General features: G+C 72.2%; 15 protein-coding genes. 6 read left to right on the forward strand and 9 right to left on the reverse strand.

Annotated elements, in window-relative coordinates; all coding sequences use genetic code 11:
- Positions 1 to 23: 23 nt before the first annotated feature.
- Positions 24 to 1,556, reverse strand: coding sequence for an acyl-CoA carboxylase subunit beta (locus ACGFIE_RS04260; RefSeq protein WP_393290815.1), 1,533 nt, complete (start codon positions 1,554 to 1,556; stop codon positions 24 to 26).
- 162 nt (positions 1,557 to 1,718) lie between these two features.
- On the opposite strand from ACGFIE_RS04260, the gene ACGFIE_RS04265 reads away from it, so the two are divergent.
- Complete coding sequence (locus ACGFIE_RS04265) at positions 1,719 to 2,291, forward strand: snapalysin family zinc-dependent metalloprotease (protein WP_363680909.1); 573 nt, start codon at positions 1,719 to 1,721, stop codon at positions 2,289 to 2,291.
- 54 nt (positions 2,292 to 2,345) lie between these two features.
- Here ACGFIE_RS04265 and ACGFIE_RS04270 read toward each other — a convergent pair whose 3' ends face one another.
- Positions 2,346 to 3,266, reverse strand: a complete 921-nt coding sequence (locus ACGFIE_RS04270) for a hydroxymethylglutaryl-CoA lyase (RefSeq protein ID WP_363680907.1) — start codon at positions 3,264 to 3,266, stop codon at positions 2,346 to 2,348.
- A 1,015-nt stretch (positions 3,267 to 4,281) separates the two neighbouring features.
- Here ACGFIE_RS04270 and ACGFIE_RS04275 point away from each other — a divergent pair.
- Positions 4,282 to 5,022 carry a hypothetical protein gene (locus ACGFIE_RS04275; protein ID WP_393290818.1) on the forward strand — a complete coding sequence of 247 codons (741 nt, stop codon included), beginning with the start codon at positions 4,282 to 4,284 and terminating at the stop codon, positions 5,020 to 5,022.
- A 107-nt stretch (positions 5,023 to 5,129) separates the two neighbouring features.
- Here the strand turns inward: ACGFIE_RS04275 and ACGFIE_RS04280 are convergent, their stop codons facing one another.
- From ACGFIE_RS04280 to ACGFIE_RS04295, 4 genes are all read right to left on the reverse strand, one after another.
- Positions 5,130 to 6,467, reverse strand: coding sequence for an acetyl/propionyl/methylcrotonyl-CoA carboxylase subunit alpha (locus ACGFIE_RS04280; protein WP_393290821.1), 1,338 nt, complete (start codon positions 6,465 to 6,467; stop codon positions 5,130 to 5,132).
- Between the two features lie 121 nt (positions 6,468 to 6,588).
- A complete protein-coding gene (locus tag ACGFIE_RS04285) occupies positions 6,589 to 7,188 on the reverse strand; it encodes a TetR/AcrR family transcriptional regulator (RefSeq protein WP_007454080.1) in 600 nt (199 codons plus the stop codon).
- Positions 7,189 to 7,303: 115 nt separating this feature from the next.
- Positions 7,304 to 10,189 carry a hypothetical protein gene (locus ACGFIE_RS04290; protein ID WP_393290824.1) on the reverse strand — a complete coding sequence of 962 codons (2,886 nt, stop codon included), beginning with the start codon at positions 10,187 to 10,189 and terminating at the stop codon, positions 7,304 to 7,306.
- Between the two features lie 2 nt (positions 10,190 to 10,191).
- Positions 10,192 to 11,979, reverse strand: a complete 1,788-nt coding sequence (locus ACGFIE_RS04295) for an HSP90 family protein (protein WP_393291285.1) — start codon at positions 11,977 to 11,979, stop codon at positions 10,192 to 10,194.
- 121 nt (positions 11,980 to 12,100) lie between these two features.
- On the opposite strand from ACGFIE_RS04295, the gene ACGFIE_RS04300 reads away from it, so the two are divergent.
- Positions 12,101 to 13,360 carry an MFS transporter gene (locus ACGFIE_RS04300; protein WP_393290827.1) on the forward strand — a complete coding sequence of 420 codons (1,260 nt, stop codon included), beginning with the start codon at positions 12,101 to 12,103 and terminating at the stop codon, positions 13,358 to 13,360.
- A gap of 5 nt (positions 13,361 to 13,365) precedes the next feature.
- Here the strand turns inward: ACGFIE_RS04300 and ACGFIE_RS04305 are convergent, their stop codons facing one another.
- The gene (locus tag ACGFIE_RS04305) at positions 13,366 to 14,517 is read right to left on the reverse strand and encodes an FAD-dependent oxidoreductase (protein ID WP_393290829.1); all 1,152 of its coding nucleotides are present in this window, start codon (positions 14,515 to 14,517) and stop codon (positions 13,366 to 13,368) included.
- Positions 14,518 to 14,624: 107 nt separating this feature from the next.
- Between ACGFIE_RS04305 and ACGFIE_RS04310 the strand changes: the two genes are divergently transcribed.
- From ACGFIE_RS04310 to ACGFIE_RS04320, 3 genes are all read left to right on the forward strand, one after another.
- The gene (locus ACGFIE_RS04310) at positions 14,625 to 15,206 is read left to right on the forward strand and encodes a TetR family transcriptional regulator (protein WP_393290832.1); all 582 of its coding nucleotides are present in this window, start codon (positions 14,625 to 14,627) and stop codon (positions 15,204 to 15,206) included.
- Positions 15,207 to 15,274: 68 nt separating this feature from the next.
- Entirely contained in the window at positions 15,275 to 15,820 is a 546-nt protein-coding gene (locus ACGFIE_RS04315) for a SigE family RNA polymerase sigma factor (protein ID WP_393290833.1), read from the forward strand.
- Positions 15,817 to 16,998: a hypothetical protein gene (locus ACGFIE_RS04320; protein WP_393290836.1), complete on the forward strand. Its 1,182-nt coding sequence runs from the start codon at positions 15,817 to 15,819 to the stop codon at positions 16,996 to 16,998. The genes ACGFIE_RS04315 and ACGFIE_RS04320 overlap by 4 nt, the downstream gene beginning before the upstream one ends.
- Positions 16,999 to 17,037: 39 nt before the next feature.
- Here the strand turns inward: ACGFIE_RS04320 and ACGFIE_RS04325 are convergent, their stop codons facing one another.
- A complete protein-coding gene (locus ACGFIE_RS04325) occupies positions 17,038 to 17,940 on the reverse strand; it encodes a sulfurtransferase (RefSeq protein WP_266247570.1) in 903 nt (300 codons plus the stop codon).
- 98 nt (positions 17,941 to 18,038) lie between these two features.
- Positions 18,039 to 20,165: a hypothetical protein gene (locus ACGFIE_RS04330; protein ID WP_393290838.1), complete on the reverse strand. Its 2,127-nt coding sequence runs from the start codon at positions 20,163 to 20,165 to the stop codon at positions 18,039 to 18,041.
- Positions 20,166 to 20,270 lie beyond the last annotated feature (105 nt).

A 20,270-nucleotide genomic window follows, 5' to 3' on the forward strand; every position in this document is an offset into this window, starting at 1 on the left:
CGCTGTGGGGGGTGGGGCGACGGTCAGACGGGGGTGACGCCGTGCCGGCGTCGGGAGAAGTGCCGATCCTTGGTACGGGCGGCGGCGAAGCGACGGACCAACTCGGTGCGCAGGTCGTGCGGCTCGACGATGGCGTCCACCACCAGTTCGCTGGCCAGCCGGACGACGTCGATGTCCTGCTCGTACTCGGCGCGCTTGGCGGCGACGAAGGCGGCCCGCTCGTCCGCGTCGGCGATGGCGGCGATCTTGTTGGCGTAGACGGCGTTCACGGCGGCCTCGGCGCCCATCACGGCGATCTTCGCGGTCGGCAGCGCGATGGTGGCGTCCGGCTCGAAGCCGGGGCCGGCCATCGCGTAGAGGCCGGCGCCGTACGCCTTGCGGACCACCACGCAGATCTTCGGGACTGTCGCCTCCGAGATCGCGGTGATCATCTTTGCGCCGTGCCGGATGATGCCCTGCTTCTCCACCGCGCTGCCCACCATGAAGCCGGGTACGTCGCTGAGGAAGAGCAGCGGCACGTTGAACGCGTCGCAGAGCTGCACGAACCGGGTCGCCTTGTCGGCCGAGTCGACGAAGAGCACACCGCCCTTGAACATCGAGTTGTTGCCGAGCACGCCGACGACCTGGCCGTCGAGACGACCGAACCCGATGGTCAGCTCCTTGGCCCACAGCGCCTGGATCTCGAAGAAGGAACCCTCGTCGAGCAGACCCTTGACGTACCGCCGCATGTCGAACGCCTGCCGCTCGCTGGCCGGCACGAGCGCGGCCAGATCGGCCTTCGCGGGCGCGGGGACCGCCGGCGCGGCCGGCGGCGCCTGGGTCCAGTTCGCCGGCAGGTACGACAGGTAGGTCTTCACCACGTCGAGCGCGTCGGCCTCGGTCTTGCAGAGGAAGTGCCCGACACCGGACTCGGCGGTGTGCACCTTGGCCCCGCCCATCGCCTCCAGGGTCGTCTTCTCGCCGGTGACCATCTCGACCATGCGGTCGGAGCCGAGGTACATGCTGGCGTTGCCGTCGACCAGGGCCACCACGTCGCAGAACGCCGGAATGTACGCCCCACCGGCGGCGCTCGGGCCGAACAGCGCGCAGACCTGCGGGATCGAGCCGGAGGCGCGGACCTGGTTCCAGAAGATCTTGCCGGCGCCCCGCCGGCCGGGGAAGAGGTCGACCTGGTCGGTGATCCGGGCACCGGCGGAGTCGACCAGGTAGACCATCGGCACGCCGGCGCCGTACGCCCGCTCGATGATCCGGATGATCTTCTCGACGGTCCGGGCGCCCCAACTGCCGGCCTTGACTGTGGAGTCGTTGGCCATCAGGCAGATCTGCCGGCCGTCGATCGTGGCGGTGCCGGTGACCACGCCGTCGGCGGGCAGCCCGTCGGCGAGCGCGTTGGCGTAGAGGCCGTCCTCGACGAACGAACCCTCGTCGACAAGCAGCGCGACGCGTTCGCGTGCGAAGAGCTTGCCCTTGGCCTCGTTGGCCGCGTGGTACTTGTCCGCGCCGCCGGACCGGGCCCGCTTGCGCAGTTGCTCCAGCGCCTCACCGTCGAGCGTCACGCCGACTCCCTCGCCCGTACTGACCTGAACGATCGTTAGGCTATCGCATTCGCGCGCCTCCCGGCGACCCGCGACCGACCGACGCTTCCGCAAAGTAAACATTGAAATCTATTAATCTCTGTGGATAGGCTCCTGGCACCCCCTCCCGGATAGGAGTCAGCGATGACCTCACGACTCGGTCGGCTCACCGTCGCGCTTGTCGCGACGGCAGGTGCCACGCTCGGCGTCACGGTCGCCAACCCCGCGCCCGCGTCCGCCGCGATGACCATCTGCTACAACACCAGCCAGGCAGGCGCCTACGCCGGCACCGCCAACCAGTCCGCCTCGATCTGGAACAACGCCACAGTCAACCTGACGCTCTCCGCGAACTGCGGCTCCAACCTGCGGATCTACCAGATCACCGGCGGCGGCTCCTACGCCGTACGGACCAGCCTCGGCAACGGCCGGGTCTACATCGACACCCAGCAGGCGGCGCAGTACAGCCCGCTGCGGATCGTGACCCACGAGATCGGGCACATCCTCGGCCTGCCGGACAACTACAACGGGAACTGCTCACTGCTGATGTCCGGCGGCAGCGCCGGCACCAGCTGCACCAACCCGTACCCGAGCACCGCCGAGGCGAACCGGGTGAGCAACCTCTTCGCCGGCACGCTCAGCGCCACCGAGCGCAGCTCCGCCCGCAGCGCGGACATCTTCCGCGACAGCTGGCCGAGCATGCTCACCCCGGTGAGCTGACCGACCTGACACCGGGAAGGGGCCGGCGTGTTCGCCGGCCCCTTCGCCGCGTCCTCAGCTCGGCAGCGGCGTGAGGCGGGTACGCGGACCCGCCCGCAGCACCCCGGACGGCAGCTTCTTGCCGAGCAGCTCCTCGGCCAGCTCGGCCACCTCGATCAGGGCATCCAGGTCGATGCCGGTGTCGATGCCCATGTCGTGCAGCATGTGCACGGCCTCCTCGGTGGCGAGGTTGCCGCTGGCCCCCGGGGCGTACGGGCAGCCGCCCAGGCCGCCGACGCTGGCGTCGAACTCGGTCACCCCGAGCTCCAGCGCGGTCAGCAGGTTGGCCAGCGCCGTACCCCGGGTGTTGTGGAAGTGCAGCAGCACCGGCACGTGCGCGTTGCGGTCGCGTACCGCGGTCAGCAGCTCACGGACCCGACGCGGCGTCGCCATGCCTGTCGTGTCGCCGAACGCGACCCGGTCCGCGCCGTCGCGGACCACGCGGTCGACGATGCCGGCGACCCGCTTCGGGTCGATGTCCCCCTCGTACGGGCAGCCGAAGCTGGTCGCCACGATCACCTCGACCCGCGCCGAGGCACCGTGCAGGAGGTCGATCAGCTCCGCGATGTCGTCCAGCGACTCGTCGGTGGAACGGTTGACGTTGCGCCGGTTGTGCGTGTCGCTGGCCGACACCACCACCTCGATCTCGGTGAACCCGGCGGCCAGCGCCCGCTGCGCGCCCCGGGTGTTCGGCACCAGCGCCGAGTAGCGCACCCCGTCGGCCTTCCTGGCCCGCTGCCACACCTCGTCGGCGTCGGCCATCTGCGGGATCGCCCTGGGGTGCACGAAGGACACCGCTTCGATCCGGCGTACACCGGTGCCGGAGAGCGCGTCGAGCAGCCGCACCTTGGCGTCGACGGGAATCGGCTCCTCGTTCTGCAGCCCGTCCCGCGGCCCGACCTCGCGGATCGACACGGAGTTCGGCAGGTCCGTCATGGGTCACCTCACTGTCTGCTCTGCTGGGGCAACGGTAGCGACATCGGTCCGCGTAGCTGCCAGCGCCACTGTCGGCACGGACAGGCGGTGCGACGGCCACCCGTTCAGGTGGCCCTTCCGGGTAACACCCGACCACCCTTCGGGGGATGAATCAGGCCAGACGGATGTCATCACCGGCAGTGCCATGGAACTGCGGGCGGCAGGGTGGCTACGTTGGTGCCGGCGTGACGGACGGGGCCGGCCAACGGCTCGACCCCGCCGTCAGGACGCCTCCGGTGGTCAGCGCTGCGACGGTCCTTCCAAGAGCTCCGCAGCGCATCGGAGTGCGGTCGAGAGGGCGCCGGCGCATGCGGCGGCGTCCTCCCGACCCACGACCAGAGCCATCACCACGGCGCCATCGGTGCCGAGAGACACCTTCCGCAGAATGCGGACCCCTCGTCGTCGTGTGTTCGGCGGCCACAAACCATTACCGTTCATCCCTCTTCCTCCGGCAATCGGTCCGCAATTGCGGCGCGGTTAACGTCGATGGAAGTTCCACGACCGCTGCCATGATCGACAACCAATCCGGATCGGCGTCGGACGTTTCCATCTCCCTGACAACGACCCGACCCGATGAGCACGACGATCTTGTGACCGGGTTGCCGCAGGACTACCCGGCCAACACGAGAGATGGCGGCACAGTCATCACGACCCGGCCACATTGGTCTGGTGTAAGGGCTGAACGCAGGTTCAACGTGACGACCCGGCCAGCCACCCGGCCAGAATCTGACTGGCGACACAGCCTCGGATACGCGGTTACTTGATCTGAGGCGGTACAAATGTTGATCCGACGCCAGGTGAGCTTGGAAGGACCGCGTGGCGCGGTTTGCGGGGACGCCATGACCACTGGATTGAAAGGAACGATGTGAACGCCGAGGCTCCTGTGCCGCTCTCAGCAGAACGCACCCAACGACACCGACTGGTCCCGCGATCGACGCTCGAAGCGCAATACCGTCGGCGCTATCACAACCCCGCCGTGGCGGCGTACGCGCTGGCGGTCCGCGACATCGTGGAGACCTGCCCCGAGATCGGGCCGATCGACACCTGGCAGAGGCTGGCGGACCGGATCTACACGCCCCAGTCCGATCCCGACCGGCCCGCCCGGATCAGGAAGCAGACTCTCCTGCGCAAGAAGCTCTCCCGGCACTTCACGGCCGAGAGCAAGGGTCCGCCCTGGCAAACGGTGGTGCTGGTGCTGAAGCACGCGCTGCCGGCAGAGCTCCGGCCGGAGAAACAGGCCCAGTTGGCCGCGTTGTACGAGCAGGCCCGGGGCGAGGAGCCGCCGACCGGTGACCACCCGGGACGGGCCGAGGATGCGACCGGGGCGTTTGCCGCCTCGGCCGTCGAACGGGATCTGCGTCGGGAGAATCACGAGTTGAAGCAGCAGCTGGCGGACTGCATGGTGGAGGTCAGCAAGCTTCGAGCCGACAAGGCGTTGACGTCACTCGGCCGCGGCCCGACGTCCGACGACCTGCCTCGACAACGCGAACCGTTGAGCGGTTCGCCGGCCCGGACCTCCAACACCAGACACTTCCCGACGGCCCAGGCCCGAGGCGGCGGTTCGGTGGAGAGTCAGTACCGGGCACCGCGGCTGGACACCGTCACCTTCGGGCTGCCCGGGCAGAGCAGGGGCGAGTCGCACTACTGGGTCGGGCCGAGCAGGCACGGCCGGCAACCGGATGGCGGCGCACCGAGCAACCTGCGCGACCACCTCTGACGAGCGGCACCAGGCCGGCCGCCGGCAACGGCGATCGAGAGGTTTGCGTCATCCGGGAGCAGAATCCCGCCGACGCAAACCTCTTGATCACCGGGTGGGGGGTCGGGTCAGCGCATGCGGGAGACGATGCCGGTGTCGTAGGTGCCGTCGAGGAACTCGTCGTTCTCCAGCAGCTCGGCGAAGAAGGGCAGGTTGTTCTTCGGGCCCTCGATCTGGAACTCGGCGACAGCGGCCTTCGCGCGTCCGATCGCCTCGTCGCGGGTGTCGCCGCTGAGGATCAGCTTGGCCAGCAGGCTGTCGTAGAACGGGGTGACGGTGTTGCCCTCCGTGTAGCCGGAGTCCACCCGGACGCCCGCACCGGTCGGCTCCACCCAGGTCCTGACCACGCCGGGACCGGGCAGGAAGCGCTTCGGGTCCTCGGCGTTGATCCGCAGCTCGATGGCGTGCCCGCTCGGCGCGAGCGCGTCCGGGTCGAACGTCGGGGCCAGGCCGACGGCCACCCGCAACTGCTCCTCCACCAGGTCGATGCCGTAGACGTACTCGGTCACCGGGTGCTCCACCTGAAGCCGCGTGTTCATCTCCAGGAAGAAGAACTCGTTCGTCTCAGGGTTGAGCAGGCACTCCACAGTGCCCGCGTTGCGATAGCCGACCGCCTCGCCGGCCCGCACGGCCGCCGCCAGGAGGCGAGCGCGCAGCTCCGGCGAGACCGCCGGGGACGGCGACTCCTCGACCAGCTTCTGGTTGCGTCGCTGCACCGAGCACTCCCGCTCGCCGAGCGCCACCACCCGGCCGTCGGCCAGGCCGAGGATCTGCACCTCGACGTGGCGTACCCGGGGGAAGTACCGCTCGATCAACACCGAACCGTCGCCGAACATCCGCTCGGCGAACGCGCGCACCTTGTCGTACTCGATGCGCAGCGCGGCGTCGTCGACGGCCACGCCCATGCCCATGCCGCCGCCACCGGCGGCGGCCTTGACCATCACCGGGTAACCGATCTCCGCGGCGGCGGCGACCGCCGCGTCCAGGTCGGCGGCCGGGTCGGTCGTGCCGGGCGCGACAGGGACCCCGGCCGCGGCCATCAGGTTCCGGGCATTGATCTTGTCGCCCATCGCGGTGATCGCGTCCGCGCCGGGCCCGACCCAGATCAGCCCGCTCGCCTCGACGGTACGGGCGAAATCGGCGTTCTCCGACAGGAAGCCGTAGCCGGGGTGGATGGCCTGCGCGCCCGTCGACTTCGCGGCGGCGAGGATCGCCTCGACGTTGCGGTAACTCTGCGCCGGGTTCGGAGGACCGATGAGGACTGCCTCGTCCGCCTCGGTGACGAAGGGCAGGTCGGCGTCGGCCTCCGAGTACACCGCGATCGCGCGGATGCCGAGCCGCTTGGCGGTCCGGATGACCCGGCGGGCGATCTCGCCGCGATTGGCGACCAGCAGTGACTCGATCATGTTTCCTCCTGGCGTCCGGATGTTGGGACGATGCCAGGGAACCATGACCGGCCCACCCCTGACGAGCCGGGGCTCAGGCGAGCAGCGCGGCCGGGGCTCAGGCGAGCGGCGCGGCCGGGGCTCAGGCGAGCAGCGCGGCCAGGGTCGCGCCGCGCAGCAGCTCGGCGCGACGGCGACGGTCCACCTCGCCGCCGAGGAACGGTGTCGAGTTCATCAGGCCGAACGCGGCGTGCGCCAGCACCCGCGCCTCGCCGTCGGGCATGCCCGGGTGCAGCGCGGTGAGCACCGTCACCCACTCCTCGACGTACATCCGCTGCAGGCGGCGGATCCGTCGTCGTGGCTCCTCCGGCAGGCGGTCCAGCTCGTGCAGGTGCAGTGCGATCACCGCCGGGTTGGCCAGCGCGAACTCGACGTGGAAGTCGATCAGCGACTCCAGCACGCCGCGCGGGTCGTCCGGATGCCCAGCGGCACGTTCCCGCCCACCGGCCAACAGCCCCTCGCTGACCGGGATCAGCGCGGCAGCCAGCATCGCCTCCTTGCCGGCGAAGTGGTGGTAGAGCGCCGGGCCGGTCACCCCGGCCGCCGCACCGATGTCGTCCATCGACACGCCGTGGTAGCCACGGGCGGCGAACAGACCGACCGCGATCTCCAGGATCTCGTCCTTACGGGACCGGCGCCGGCCCGCACCCGCCGCACCCCGTGCCTGCTGCTCCACCGTCACCGGGCAAGCGTAGACCGCGAGCAGACCGCGGTGGGGCGGCGGTTACCGCTCGGTCGCGCACACCACGCCGCCGGCCGGCACCCTCCCGGGCGGAGCCGACCGGACGGCGGAGAGGTCACTCGTCCGGATCGAGGTCGTGCTCCGCGCGCAGCGCGGCGGACTCCGTGTGTCGATCCAGCAGGTCCAGGGCGCGAGCCAACAGCCAGGCCGTCTGACGGACCGGCCGCGAACCCGCCGGGAGCCCTCCGAGTACGCGGCGCAGCAGCGGCTCCGCCTCGGCCGGCCGATCCAGGCGCAGCAGCAGCTCACCGACGAGGATCTCGACCTGGGCCGCCTCACCGAACGCCTCGATCGACCGCAGCCGGTCCGGCACCCCGGCGAGCCGGTCCAGCGCCTCGTCCGGCCGTTCCTCCCCGACCAACACCCGCGCACCGGCCTCGGACGCCATCGCCAGCTCGTACGTCACAGGCGGCTCCGGCTCCGGCTGCCCGGCGAACGTCGTCGCCAGCCCGTCCAGCAACTCGACGGCACGTACCGCCGCCGGCCGGTCGTCGGCCCAGAACCAGGCGTACGCCTCCCGCCGGCGGGCACGCAGTTCGTCCAACGGCAGGTCGGCGAGCCGGTACGCCGTGGCGGCGGCGGCGAAGCGCTCGGCGGCGACGGCGTCCCGGTCGGCGTCGTACAGGATCCCGCCGGCCTCCTCCAACACCTGGGCCCGGTGCGGGAGGTTGTCCGGGCCGTCCAGGTTGGTGGCCAACTGCTCCAGCAGGGCCAGCGCCGGATCGATCTCGCCGAGTCCGGCGTACACACCGGCCAGCAGGTGCCGGCAGCGGTCGGCCTCCGCCTGGGCGCCCAGCCGGTCCAGGCCGAGCACGGCCTCCTCGGCGACCTCGGCCGCCTCGGCGAGGCGACCCACCACCCGGTACGCGTTCGCCAGCTCCCAGCGCAGGAAAGCGTCCCCCTCGGCGCCGCGCTCCACGCACAGCGTCACCGCCTCGACGAAGTCGTCGACCGCGTCGGCGGCTCGGCCGGCGGAGAGCAGCGCTCGGGCGCGCGCGACCCGGACCGGCAGCTCCGCGTCCGCCGGTGCGACCCGCAGCGCCTCGTCACAGGCGGCCACCGCCTCCGCCGGGTCGTCGACCGTTCGCGCGTGGGCCAGGCAGGCCGCGGTGACCAACTCGTCGATGCCCAGCTCGCGGCCGATCCGGCGAGCCTCCTCGGCGGCGGCGCGGGCCTCGTCGACGCGGTCGGACTGCTCGAGAAGGTGTGCCCGGTGCAGGGCGATCCGAGCCGCCAGGTGCCTGTCGCCGCCCGCGTCGGCCGGCGTCCGGTCCAGCGCCGCGAGTGCGTCCGACCACCGTTGCCGGTGCAGCAGCGCCAACGCCAACCGGTCGTGCGCCGCGGCCCGCTGGCGGGCGTCCCCGAGCCGCTCCAGCACCTCGGCGGCCTCCCGGACCAGCGTGAGCCCCTCCTCGGCGTGCTCGTCGGCCCGGGTCAGCAGCACACCGAGCCGCCCGGCGATCACCTGGGTGGGCACCTCCTCGCCCGTCGAGCGGTACAGGTCCAGCGCCGCCCGGTTCAGCTCGACCGCGCCCTCGATGTCGTCCTCGTCGCCGCGCTCGGCGGCCCGCAGCGCCAGCCGGTGCGCGACCGTCCGCGTCGGCAGGTCGGCGGTGCCGAACCGTTCGTCGCACGCGGCCAGCATCGCCTGGAACGTGGCCCGGTCGTGTCGGCCCCAGCTCTCCTCGGCGAGGGTCAGCAACTCGTCCGCGTCCGCGTCGGCGGGCACTGTCACGGTGGGCGCCTCGGCCCGCTCCCGGCCCGGCCGGTCGGCGGACGCTGGTGTGCCCACGGGCAGCGGAACTGTCGGCTCGTCCCCGGTCGGCCGGGCCGGACGGCGGCGGACGCTCGCGGAGAGTGGCAGGTGCTCGCCACTGGGCTGGACGGCGAGCCGGCGGGCGATCCACTCGGACTGGTGGGCGGTGCCGTTGCGGGCGTCGAAGCGGGCGGCCAGCGCGGTCGCGGTGGCTGCCAACTCGTCGGCCAGGGTCGGCGCGGGCACCTCGGCGGCCGGTCGGCCCTCGGCGGCCCGGCGGTACACGGTCGCCGCACCCGCCTGCCGCAGCGCCGCGGCGGCCGTCGCCGCGAAGTGCATGGCGGCGGCCGGCGACGGCGGCCGGTCCAGCCAGTCCAGGTGCCGCTCCACCAGCTCGACCGCCCGCGCCTCGTTGCCGGTAAGCGTGCAGAACTCGACGTGGTCACCGATGTCCCACAGGTCGGCGAGGTTGCCGCGCAGCTTGCGGTACGCCTCCCGATGCGCGTCGCGCGCCGAGGAACCCCGACCGGTACGCAGATAGGGCAGCAGGAGCGCCGTGAGGATCGCCTGCGGCTGCTCGGTGCAGGTGAGCCTGCCGGCGAGCACCGGCTCGGCGAGCGCCACCGCCTCGGCGTCCCGCCCGGTGTCGGCGAGGTAGCCCACCTGGCTCGTCGGGTCACAGCCGGCGCAGTCGGACAACTCGTCGCGGGGCGTGGTCTGCCACAGCCGGTACCAGTGCGCGGCGGCGTCGGCGTCGCCCACGTGGTCGGCGACCCGGAAGCGGTGCTTGTGGACGGTCTGCAGGCTGTGCCCGCCGGCCCGGTAACGCCGCTCCATGTCGTCGAGCACCGCGTACGTGCGGTCCAGTGGCACCTCGGGGAACTTCAGCAGGCCCGACACCATGTACTTGAAGTGCCACAGCAACTGGTGCAGGTGGCGCTGGTGGTAGGGCTGCGGGTCGCGGTCGAACTCGGACAGGCACCAGGAGAAGGTCACGAACGACTTCGCCGGCTCACCGCCGTAGACGTACCCGGTGGTGGCCTGCATCCGGGTGACGAAGGCGAGGTGCCTGTCGTCGGCGGCGTCCACCCGGCGCAGCAGTTGCTCCAGCGCCGCGATCTGCCCCGCCCCGTACGGCATGTCGGCGATGCCACGCAGCACCCGCCACAGGTCCTCGTCGCTCATTGTCACTCCCGTCCCGGCACGGCCCGGCCGAGCAGGCCGAGGAAGGAATCGTTCAGCAGCGCGGCGTCGGCAGCGCGGATCGGATGGTGGCCGAGCAGCAGCGCCTGCCCGTACAGCGCCTCGATGGCGAGCCCGACCAGCTCCGGGTCGCCGAGCGACGTGACCCGCCGTACCAGTGGGTTGCGATGGTTGAGCACCAGTTGCGGGCGGTCCGGTGGGGCGGTGGCGGCGAGCGCGTCGAGCACTCCGCCCCACAGCTCGTCGGCCCGGTCGCGGCTGGCGGCGAGCTGGTCGTTGAACGCCGCCGACCGGCTGACCAGATAGAGCGCGGGCAGCGAGACCGGGTCGTACGCCCGGATGACCACCTCGCAGCCGGAGCGTTCGACGGCCCGCTGCGCGGCGGTGAGGAACGGCCGAAGCGCCAGCTCCACCTGCGGGTCGAGGGCCTCGAACCGGGTGGTGAGATCGCTCGGCTCCAGCCGCTCGATGAGCACCGACCGGTCCACCGCCGGCAGCCGCTCGATCAGCTCGGTGTCGTACGTGTAGCCGGCGTTCACCACCGCCAGGTCCTGGGCGGCGGCCACCGCGGCGAGTTGGCGGAACTCGTCGAGGCTGGCCGCGTAGCGGAGCACCCCGTGGCGTTCCCGGAACTCGGCGAGGGTGAGCGTGCCGACGTTCGTGTCCATCGGCCACCACCTGTCGACCAGCCGGAGCATCTCGTCGTCGTGCAGCGCCAACGCCTTCACGCCGAGGTGGTGCACCTGGAGGAACTCGGCCAGCCGGTGCGGGTCGTGCCGCGCCAGCCGGACCAGCCAGCCGCGTACCTGGTCGCCGAGCGCCTCCCGGGTCGCGGTCAGCAGGGTGTCCTCGTAGAGGGCCTCGCGGCTGGCCGTCGGGCGCAGCTCGGTCGCGTCGACCACGCAGTGCGCGAAGAACGCCCAGTCCGGCAGCAGACCGTCGGCGTTCTCGGTGAGCAGCATCCGCTTGAGGTAGACGCGGTGCCCGGCCCGGGCCGCCGGGTTCACCGGCGTGGGCAGGATGACGGCGACGCCGGTGAGCCCGGCCTCCGGCACGGCCAGGGGCAGCACGTCGAACGGTTCCACGCCGAGCGTCTCCCGGGCGTACCGGATCAGCGCCGCCCGGTCGAGCGGTGCCCCCGGCGCGGTCGACCACGGCGGTTCGCCGGTGGTGGTGACCGTGTCACCGACCCGGACGGTGACCGGCAGCAGCGAGCCGAAGAGCCGCGCCAGGTCGGTGACGGTCGGGGTGGCGAACCACTGATCGGCGTCGCGGCGGGGCACGAGCGTGACAGTGGTGCCCGGCTCGGAGCGGGCGGCCTCCGGCGGTGCCACTGTCACCGCGTAGCGACCGTCGGCGTACCCGGTCCACCGGACCGTGGGGTTGTCGCCGTTGCGGGTGAGCACCTGGATCTCGTCGGCCACCAGGAAGCAGGAGAGCAGGCCGATGCCGAACTGGCCGAGGAACTCGTGCCGGGAGAAGCCCAGCTCGTCGCGCTTGGAGCTGCGCCCGATGGTGGCCAACAGCTCGTGCACCTGCGCCTCGGTCAGGCCGACGCCGGTGTCGTGCACGCGCAGGGTGCCGTCGCCGGTGAGCTCCGGTGGCTCGATGCGAACCAGCGCCGGCGCGTCCGGCTCGGTCGCACGCCGGGCGGTGATCGCGTCCACCGCGTTCTGGAGCAGCTCACGGACGTACACCCGTGGGCTGCCGTAGAGGTGATGACTGAGCAGGTCGACCACGCCACGCAGGTCGACCTGGAAGGTGTGGTCCACGCCTGAGTTCTCCCCGGTCCCGATGCCGGCGCCCACCGTACCGATGATCACCGACTGCCCGCGTCCCCCTTTCGCCCGGCGGCTTGACCCTCGACCCGGTCGAACCGGCACGGTCGGCGCCATGACCTCCTCCGCTCTGGGCCGGGACTTCCGGCTGCTCTGGACCGCCGCCGTCTCGTCCCGGTTCGGGGATGCGCTGCGTACGCCGGCTCTGGCCCTGCTGGCCGCGACGGTGACCCGCGATCCCCGGATCATCGCGGCGGTCACCGTGGCCGGGCAGTTGCCCCCGCTGCTCTTCGGCCTGCTCGGCGGCGTTTACGCGGACCGCTGGGACCGGCGGCGGACGATGGCAGTGGTCGACGGGGTACGCGCGGCGGTGGTCGCGGCGCTGGCCGTGACGGTCGTCCTCGACCGGGCCGCCGTGGTGACGCTCCTGGCTGCCGCGTTCCTCCTCGCCGCGCTGGGCACACTCTTCGACTCGGCCTCGTTCGCGCTGCTGCCCACCGTCGTGCCGCCGGCCGCGCTGCCGAGGGCGAACGGGCGGCTCCAGGCGGGAAGCGCGGTGGCAGGCGGTTTCCTCGGTGCGCCGGCCGCCGGTGTCCTCTTCGCCACCGCTCCCGCCCTGCCGTTCGCTCTGGACGCCGTCACGTTCGCGGTAGCGGCCCTGCTCGTGCTGGCCCTCACTCCGCCTGCCGCCGTGGGCACCGGGCCGGCGATCCCCTGCGGGTCGGTGTGGAGCGAGATCGTCGAGGGGATGCGCTGGCTGCGCGGGCACCGGACACTGTGGCGGGTCACCCTGCTGGCCGCCGCGTGCAACCTGGCGATCAGCGGTCTCATGGCGGTGCTCGTGCTCTACGCCCTGGACGTGCTGCGGGTGCCCCCGGCCGGATACGGACTGTTCGCGGCGGGCGCCATTCTCGGCGGCGTGGGCGGGGCGCTCGGGGCGGGCCGACTCGCCGCCCGGCTGGGCACGGTGCCCGCGCTGCGGGCGGTGCTCGCGGCGCAGACCGTCGCGCTCGTCGGGTTCGCGCTGGCCCGGCAACCGGTGCCCGGCGGGATCGCGCTGGCCGTCTTCGCCGCCGGCACCGTGGTGTGGAACAGCCTGTCGGCGTCGTACGGGCAGCGGCACGTGCCGGGCGGGTTGCTCGGTCGGGTGGGTGCCGCACAGCGGATGGTCGGGTTGCTCACCGCCCCGATCGGCGCGGCGCTCGCCGGGCTGGCCGCCGCCGCGTACGGGACGGTGCCGGTGACGATCGCGGCGGCCGGCACGTTCGCGCTTGTCACACTGGCGGCCTGGCGGACGCTTCGGCCGGTCGCGTCGGTGCCGACGGCCGCTGTGCCGACCAGCGAAGGGGCAGTGGCCCGGCACTCGTCGCGGTGAACGACTCAGCTCGGTTCCCGGTGGGACAACCCGGACAGGCGCAGCGCGACCCGCCGACGGGCCGGTGGGACGGCGCCGACCAGCCGCAGCAGCCCGTCGCGGAGCGGGCGGCGGGCCGGGGAGGCGGTGGCCATCCGGGTCAGCCCGGCGGCGAAGCTCAGCACGTCCTCGGCCATCGGGCGGTGCCGGGCGCTGTAGTCGTCGAGCAGCGTCTCCGGGCCACCGCCGAGCACGTCGGCAAGGGCCGTACCGACGGCCACTGCATCGCAGATGCCGAGGTTCATGCCCTGCCCACCGGCGGGGCTGTGCACGTGCCCGGCGTCGCCGGCCAGCAGCACCGGACCGGACCGGAAGGTGTCGGCGATCCGGTGCCGCACCAGGAACCGGGAACCCCAGAGCACGTCGGTCACCCGGTCGGGTCGCCGCGCCGGGCCGCGCTCGTCGAGGAGCGCCTGGAGGTACGCCGCGTCCGGCTCGCGCGGCGCAGTCGGCACGGCGGCGACCAGCCGGACCACCCCGTCCGGCAGTGGTGCCCAGACCAGGGGCCCGGGGCGGGCGAGGAACAGCGCCGCCTCGTCGCGGGGCAGCACGCTTTCCACCCGCACGTCGGCGAGCACGAAGGACTCCTCGTCGCCGGGACCGGCGAAGCCGATGCCTGCCGCCCGCCGGACCGTGCTGTGCAGGCCGTCCGCGCCCACCACGTACCGGGCGCGCAGCTCCGCACCGTCGACCCGCGCGAGCACTCCGTCGCCGGTCGGGGTCAGGTCGGTAAGCCGGCACGGCCGCCGCACCCGGACGCCGAGGTCGGCCAACCGGGCGACGAGCACGGCCTCGGTGACCGCCTGGGAGACCAGCAGCGCGTAGGGGAACCGGGACGGCAGTCGGTGGAACGGGACCGACAGCAGCGTCCGGTCCCGGTCGCGGACGGTGAAACGCGGCGCACGCACCCCCTGGGCCACCAGCGGCGCCGCGACGCCGATCCGGTCCAGCACCTCCAGGGTGTACGCGTGCACGACTGCCGCGCGGGACGTCTGCGGCGGTTCGGCCTGCTGGTCCAGCACTGTCACGTCGACCCCGCGACGGGCCAGCGTCAGTGCGGTGGCGAGGCCGGTCGGGCCGGCGCCCACCACCAGGACGTCGGTATTCGTGGGCAGCACGGCCACCTCCGGAACGACTGTTGCCAACACGTGTTGGCAAACGCTCGTTGGCAACGCTAGGACCGCGGTCGTTGTGTGTCAACAGTCGTTGGCATACGGTCGTTGACATGACCGCGTCCACCCACCCGGCCCACCCCCGCCGCTCGGACGCCACCCGCGCGGCGATCCTGCGCGCCGCCCGCGAGCGGTTCGCCGCCGACGGCTACGAGCGCGCCACGATCCGGGCCATCGCCGCCGACGCCCGGATCGACCCGTCGATGGTCATGCGGTACTACGGCAGCAAGGAGGGCCTGTTCGCGGCGACGGCCGAGTTCGACCTCCGCCTGCCCGACCTGACCGCCGTGCCGTCCGAGCAGCTCGGCGAGGTGCTGGTCCGGCACTTCCTCGCCCGGTGGGAGGGCGACGAGACGCTCGTGGCGCTGCTAAGGGCCGCCAGCACCAACCCGGGCGCCGCCGAGCGCATGCGCGGCATCTTCGCCGACCAGCTCACCGCGGCCGTGGCCACGTTCGGCACCGACCCTGCGCTGACCGCCCGACGTGCCGGCCTGGTGGCCAGCCAGATCCTGGGCCTCGCCCTCACCCGCTACATCGTCCGGCTCCCACCGATGGTGGACATGACCCCGGAGGAGCTGGTCTCCTGGACCGCACCGACCCTCCAGCGCTACCTGACCGGGCTGCCGCAGACCTGACCCAACCTTTTACCCCTGCCCGTGCGTCTGTCGGGTGACGCGCACCGCGACGGCCGGAAGGGGTGCGGATGGGATCGACGGCGAACGAAGGCCGCGACGGCTACCTCGCCTTCGTGGAGAGCAACCAGCACCGGCTCCTGCGCGCGGCCTTCCTGATCTGCGGCAACCGGCACCAGGCCGAGGACCTCCTCCAGGACGCCCTGCTGAAGTTGGCGCTGCGCTGGACCTCCGTCCGCGACGGCGATCCCGCCGCCTACGTACGGACCATCCTCTATCGGGACGCGGTGTCGTGGTGGCGTCGGCGACGACGGGAGTGGCTCAGCGCCGCGCCGCCGGAGCAGGTGGCCCCCGACCGTGACGGCGCCCTGCGGCTGACGCTGCACGACGCGTTGGGGCTGCTGCCGCCCCGGCAGCGGGCCGTCCTGGTGCTGCGCTACTACGAGGACCTGACCGAGGTCGCCACGGCGGAGGCGCTCGGGGTGACCGTCGGCACCGTGAAGAGCCAGTGCCACATGGCGCTGCGCCGGCTCCGCGAGGTGGCCCCCGATCTCACCGGCGACGGCCCACCGACCCCCTCCGGCGACCCGACCACCGGCCTGGAGGTGAACCGGTGAACGAGCAGGACCTACGCCACCTCTTCGCCGTCAGTGTGGAGGACGTGCTGCCCAGCAGGCCCGCGACAGCCGGTTGGGACCGGGCGCGGCGCACCCGTCGGACCCGGCGCGCGATAGGCGCGGCCGCCCTGGCCGTGGTGCTGGTCGGCGGCGCCACGGTGGCCGTCCGCCGGCCTTCGCCCAGTCCGCCCCTGAACCACACGGTGGCGCCGACAGTAGTCCCCACCCACGCCGGCCCGGTGCAGCGCCCGCCCGCCGAGCTGACCTTTCCCCCCGACCCGCTGAATCGGCTGACCGGCCCGGCGACCGTGCGACTGTCCAAGCAGCCGGTCCAGCGGGCGCTGGCGCTGTTCCAGCCGGTGGACGAGGAGTACCACGCGGACGGGCCGGTCCGGATCCTCGGCGACGACGGAGTCGTCCGCAGTCTCGACGTGGTGACGCTGGCGCCCACTCGGGACGCCGACGGCAACGAGGCGACCGCCGTACAGCCGGGGGTGTTGTCCCCGGATGGCCGCTGGGCGGCCTTCGCGCAGACCAACGAGCTGATCATGATCGACCTCACCACGGCGGGCGTACGCCGGGTTCCGCTCGCCGGCTACCTGGAGTTGGTGGTGTGGGCGCACGACCGGGTGCTGGTCGGCGGCAGCAACCGGACCTACGCCGTGGAGCGCGACACCGAGGCGGCGGGCACCATCGACGTGTCGGCCGGCAACGTGGTCACCCCCGATCCGGAGGCCGGCCGCGAGGCGGCGCTGATCGAGATGATCGGCCAACGGGGCAGCCTGATGCTGCGCAGCCGGGACGCCAACGACGCAGCGGTCCGCTCCGAACAACGGATCACCGACGACGTGCTGCCCCCGCCCTACGCGGTCAACGAGTTCTACGGCCGGGGCTGGCTGCACGGCGGCCGACTGGCGACGGCCGCCATGATCACCAACAAGGAGATCGACGGCGCCGAGGGGGCGGCCGTGCTGGACTCCCGTACCGGCGCAGTGACCCACCTGCTCGACCTGGGCCGAGACCGCGCCAAGGGCTGCTGCCCGGTGTTGGGCTGGGACAACAAGGGCAACGTGCTGCTCCGCCTGGAGCCGGCAGCCCTGGCCCGCTGGGATCCGGAGACCGGCGAGATCACCGGAGTCATCCGTGATCTGCGCGGCGTGCTGGTGCTGGCCGGCTGAGGGTGTCGAACCCTCAGCCGGCCAGCTTCCGGAGACCGGTCAGGCGGCGATGCCGCCGGGCTGGTCACCCTTGACCACGGGTGCCCGGACCAGGTTGCCCCACTCCGTCCACGAGCCGTCGTAGTTGCGCACCTGCGGGTAGCCCAGCAGGTGCCGCAGCACGAACCAGGTGTGGCTGGACCGCTCACCGATCCGGCAGTACGCGATCACGTCGTCGTCCGGGCTCAGCCCTAGCTGGTCGGCGTAGATGGCCTTCAGCTCGTCGGCGGACTTGAACGTGCCGTCCTCGTTCGCGGCGGACTTCCACGGCTTGCTGACCGCACCCGGGATGTGCCCGCCGCGCAGCGCGCCCTCCTGCGGGTAGTCGGGCATGTGCAGCATCTCCCCCGTGTACTCACCCGGGGACCGGACGTCGACGAGCGGCCGTCCGACGGCGATGTGCGCCATCACCTGCTCGCGGAACGCCCGCAGCGGCGCGTCGTCGCGCAGCGGCACCGGGTAGTCCGCGCGGGGCCGGGCCGGCTTGTCGCGGGTCACCTCGCGCCCCTCGGCGATCCACTTCTGCCGGCCGCCGTCGAGCAGCCGCACGTCCGCGTGGCCGAAGAGCGAGAACACCCAGAGGGCGTACGCGGCCCACCAGTTGAAGTTGTCGCCGTAGAAGACCACCGTGTCGCCCCGACCGATGCCCTTCGCGGCGCACATCTCGGCGAAGCTCGTCGCGTCGAGGTAGTCCCGGGTGACCTGGTCGTTCAGATCGAGGTGCCAGTCGACCTTGACGGCGCCGGGGATGTGACCGGATTCGTAGAGCAGGACGTCCTCGTCGGACTCGACCACGACGAGGCCCTCGTCGCCCAGGTGCTGGGCCAACCACTCGGTGGTGACCAAGCGCTGCGGGTCGGCGTACGCCTGGAGGCGGGGATCAGGATCGTTCGGCACAGACATGATCCCCAAGGTACGCCGGATCGCCGCCCGCGACCGCTGTAACAGGCCCGGCCCACCACCCGCACGGGATGGTGGGCCGGACCGTGGACGTCGTTCGGTTACCTCGCCGACTCGGCCTCGGCGGCTTCGGCGACGAGGAAGGTGTACGCGCGCTCCTGCGACACCGTCCCGTCCGCGAGGACGGTGCGGACCATCAGGGTGTGCGTGCCGGCCTGCTCCGGGGTCCAGGTGACGACTGCACCGCCGTTGATGTCGGCACCGATCACCTGCTCCGGGCCGTCGTCGAAGCGGTACCGGAACTCCGTCGTACCGGGCACCTTCGAGCTGATCAGGAAGTCGCCGGCCTGGCCCGGGCCGCCCACCGGCTCGCTCGGGCCGTAGAGCAGCCCCTGGACGCTCGGCAGCAGGTCACGGACGACGAAGGTGAAGTTCGCCGAGTCCGACTGGGTGCCGTCCCGGTCGACACTCCAGACGGTGAGCGGAGTCAAACCCGCCTTCGTCGGCGCCCACGTCACCGAGGCGGTGCCGTCGGCCGCCGCAGCCACGGTGCTGGTCACCGTGCCGAAGCGGTAGCGGTAGCTGACCACGTCGGACTGGCGCGGAGTGAAGGTGAAGACCCCGGGAACGCCCTGGCCGCCACTGGTGGCACCCTGCTGGTAGACCGTCGCCGAGATCTTCGGTGCCGTGGTCAGTTGGAAGTTGCGCGTCGCCGTCGCGGTCACACCGTCGGCGGTCACGCTGGTAACCGAGAGGGTGCGGCTGCCGGCCCGGGTAGCGGTGACGGTGAACGTGGCGGTGCCGTCGGCCTCGGCCTGCACCGTCTGCTCCGGGTCGCCGTCCAGGCTGAAGCGGTAGCGGACCACCCCGGGCATCTGCGGCGCGACTGTGAACGTGGTCGGTACGCCGACCTCGGTGAGTCTGCCGGTGACGATCGGCGCGACGTCGCTGGCCCGGAATTCGTACCGTGCCTCAGGTGACCGGTTTCCGGCCGCGTCCACGCTCACCACGGTGAGGCTCCTGGGCCCGGCGTTCGGGGTGATGGTGACAGTGGCCGTGCCGCCGGGCCGGTCCGCCGACACCGTCGTCTCGAGTCCTCCGTCGAGCCGGTACCGGAAGGCGATCGCGTCCGCCGCCGCACCGGCGTCGAAGGTGAACTGGCCGGGCAGCGCCGGATGCCAGGTCCCGTCGGCGGGGAAGTCGGTGGAGGAGACGATCGGCGCGGTCGCCGGGCCCTGGAAGTCGGTACGGAAGTAGCAGAGGCCGCTCCACCCGCCGGTGGCCCGGCTGTCCGCCGCCCGCACCTGCCAGGCGTACACGCGGTCGTGCGTGAGGGTGTCGCGGTTGAAGATGACGCTGGCCCGCTCGCCGTCCCTACCGTTTCCGGTCCGCTCGACCCGGGCCGACGGCTCGTCGACGGGCCAGAGCGCGAAGGTGGTCGTCAGCAGGTCGGTGCCACCACCGCTGTTCTCGTCCTGGTCGTGCAGGATCGCGGAGAGCGCCAGGTCACCGCCCCGCTCGAACTGGTACGGCTCCGCCGTCGTGCACGGCGTCCCGGAGGTCTGCTGCTCGGTCGGCACGCCCGGCCGGTGGTTGTAGTCGATGGAGATGCCCGCCGCACTGGCGTAGCGGCGACCCAACGTGGGATCGGCCTCCGCCCCGGCCGGCAACCGGAGCGCCAGGGTGAGCGTCGAGGCGCCCTCGGCAACCGCCTGCCGCAGCCCTTCGACCGCGTTCCACTCCACGTACGGCGCGGGGCAGCCGGCGCCGGCCGGCAGCGTGGCCGTGTCCAGCTTCGCCACCTCCGCCGGCGGCTTCGCCCAACTCGACGTGGCGCTGTAGGCCGCGGTGCGCCACAGCTCCACCCCCGGCCACTTGGTGCAGTCGACGACCGAGGTCTCCTTGACGGAGAAGACGGCCGACTCGATCTCCGCTCCCCGGTAGCGGGAGATGTCGAACGTGAAGTAGGCGCGGGCGGTGTGCTTGCGCCCCCGGTCGTCCTTCCAGGACCCGACCGGCACGTCGCCGGCCTGGTCGATGGTGATCTTCGTGGGCCGGTGCGCGTCCGTGTAGGCCCACGAGTTGTTCTTCTCGTACCGCATGTCGTAGGCCGCTGCCGGCGTGGCCGTGAGCGTGAGCATCCCGCCGGCAACAGTCATGGACAGCGCTGTGGCCAGCAGCGCTCGGACCGGTCTTGCGGATGTCGTCGTGCTGGGCATGAGGGTCATCCCCCATCCACCTTTCCCCGATGTCCCCGCCTTCCGATCAGCGGGGGCAGCGGATGCTATCGGGGCCGGCCGACATCGGGCGACCCCGATTAGACGAAACGGTCC

The sequence above is a fragment of the Micromonospora sp. NPDC049275 genome (assembly GCF_043197115.1).
Classification (GTDB): Bacteria; Actinomycetota; Actinomycetes; order Mycobacteriales; family Micromonosporaceae; genus Micromonospora.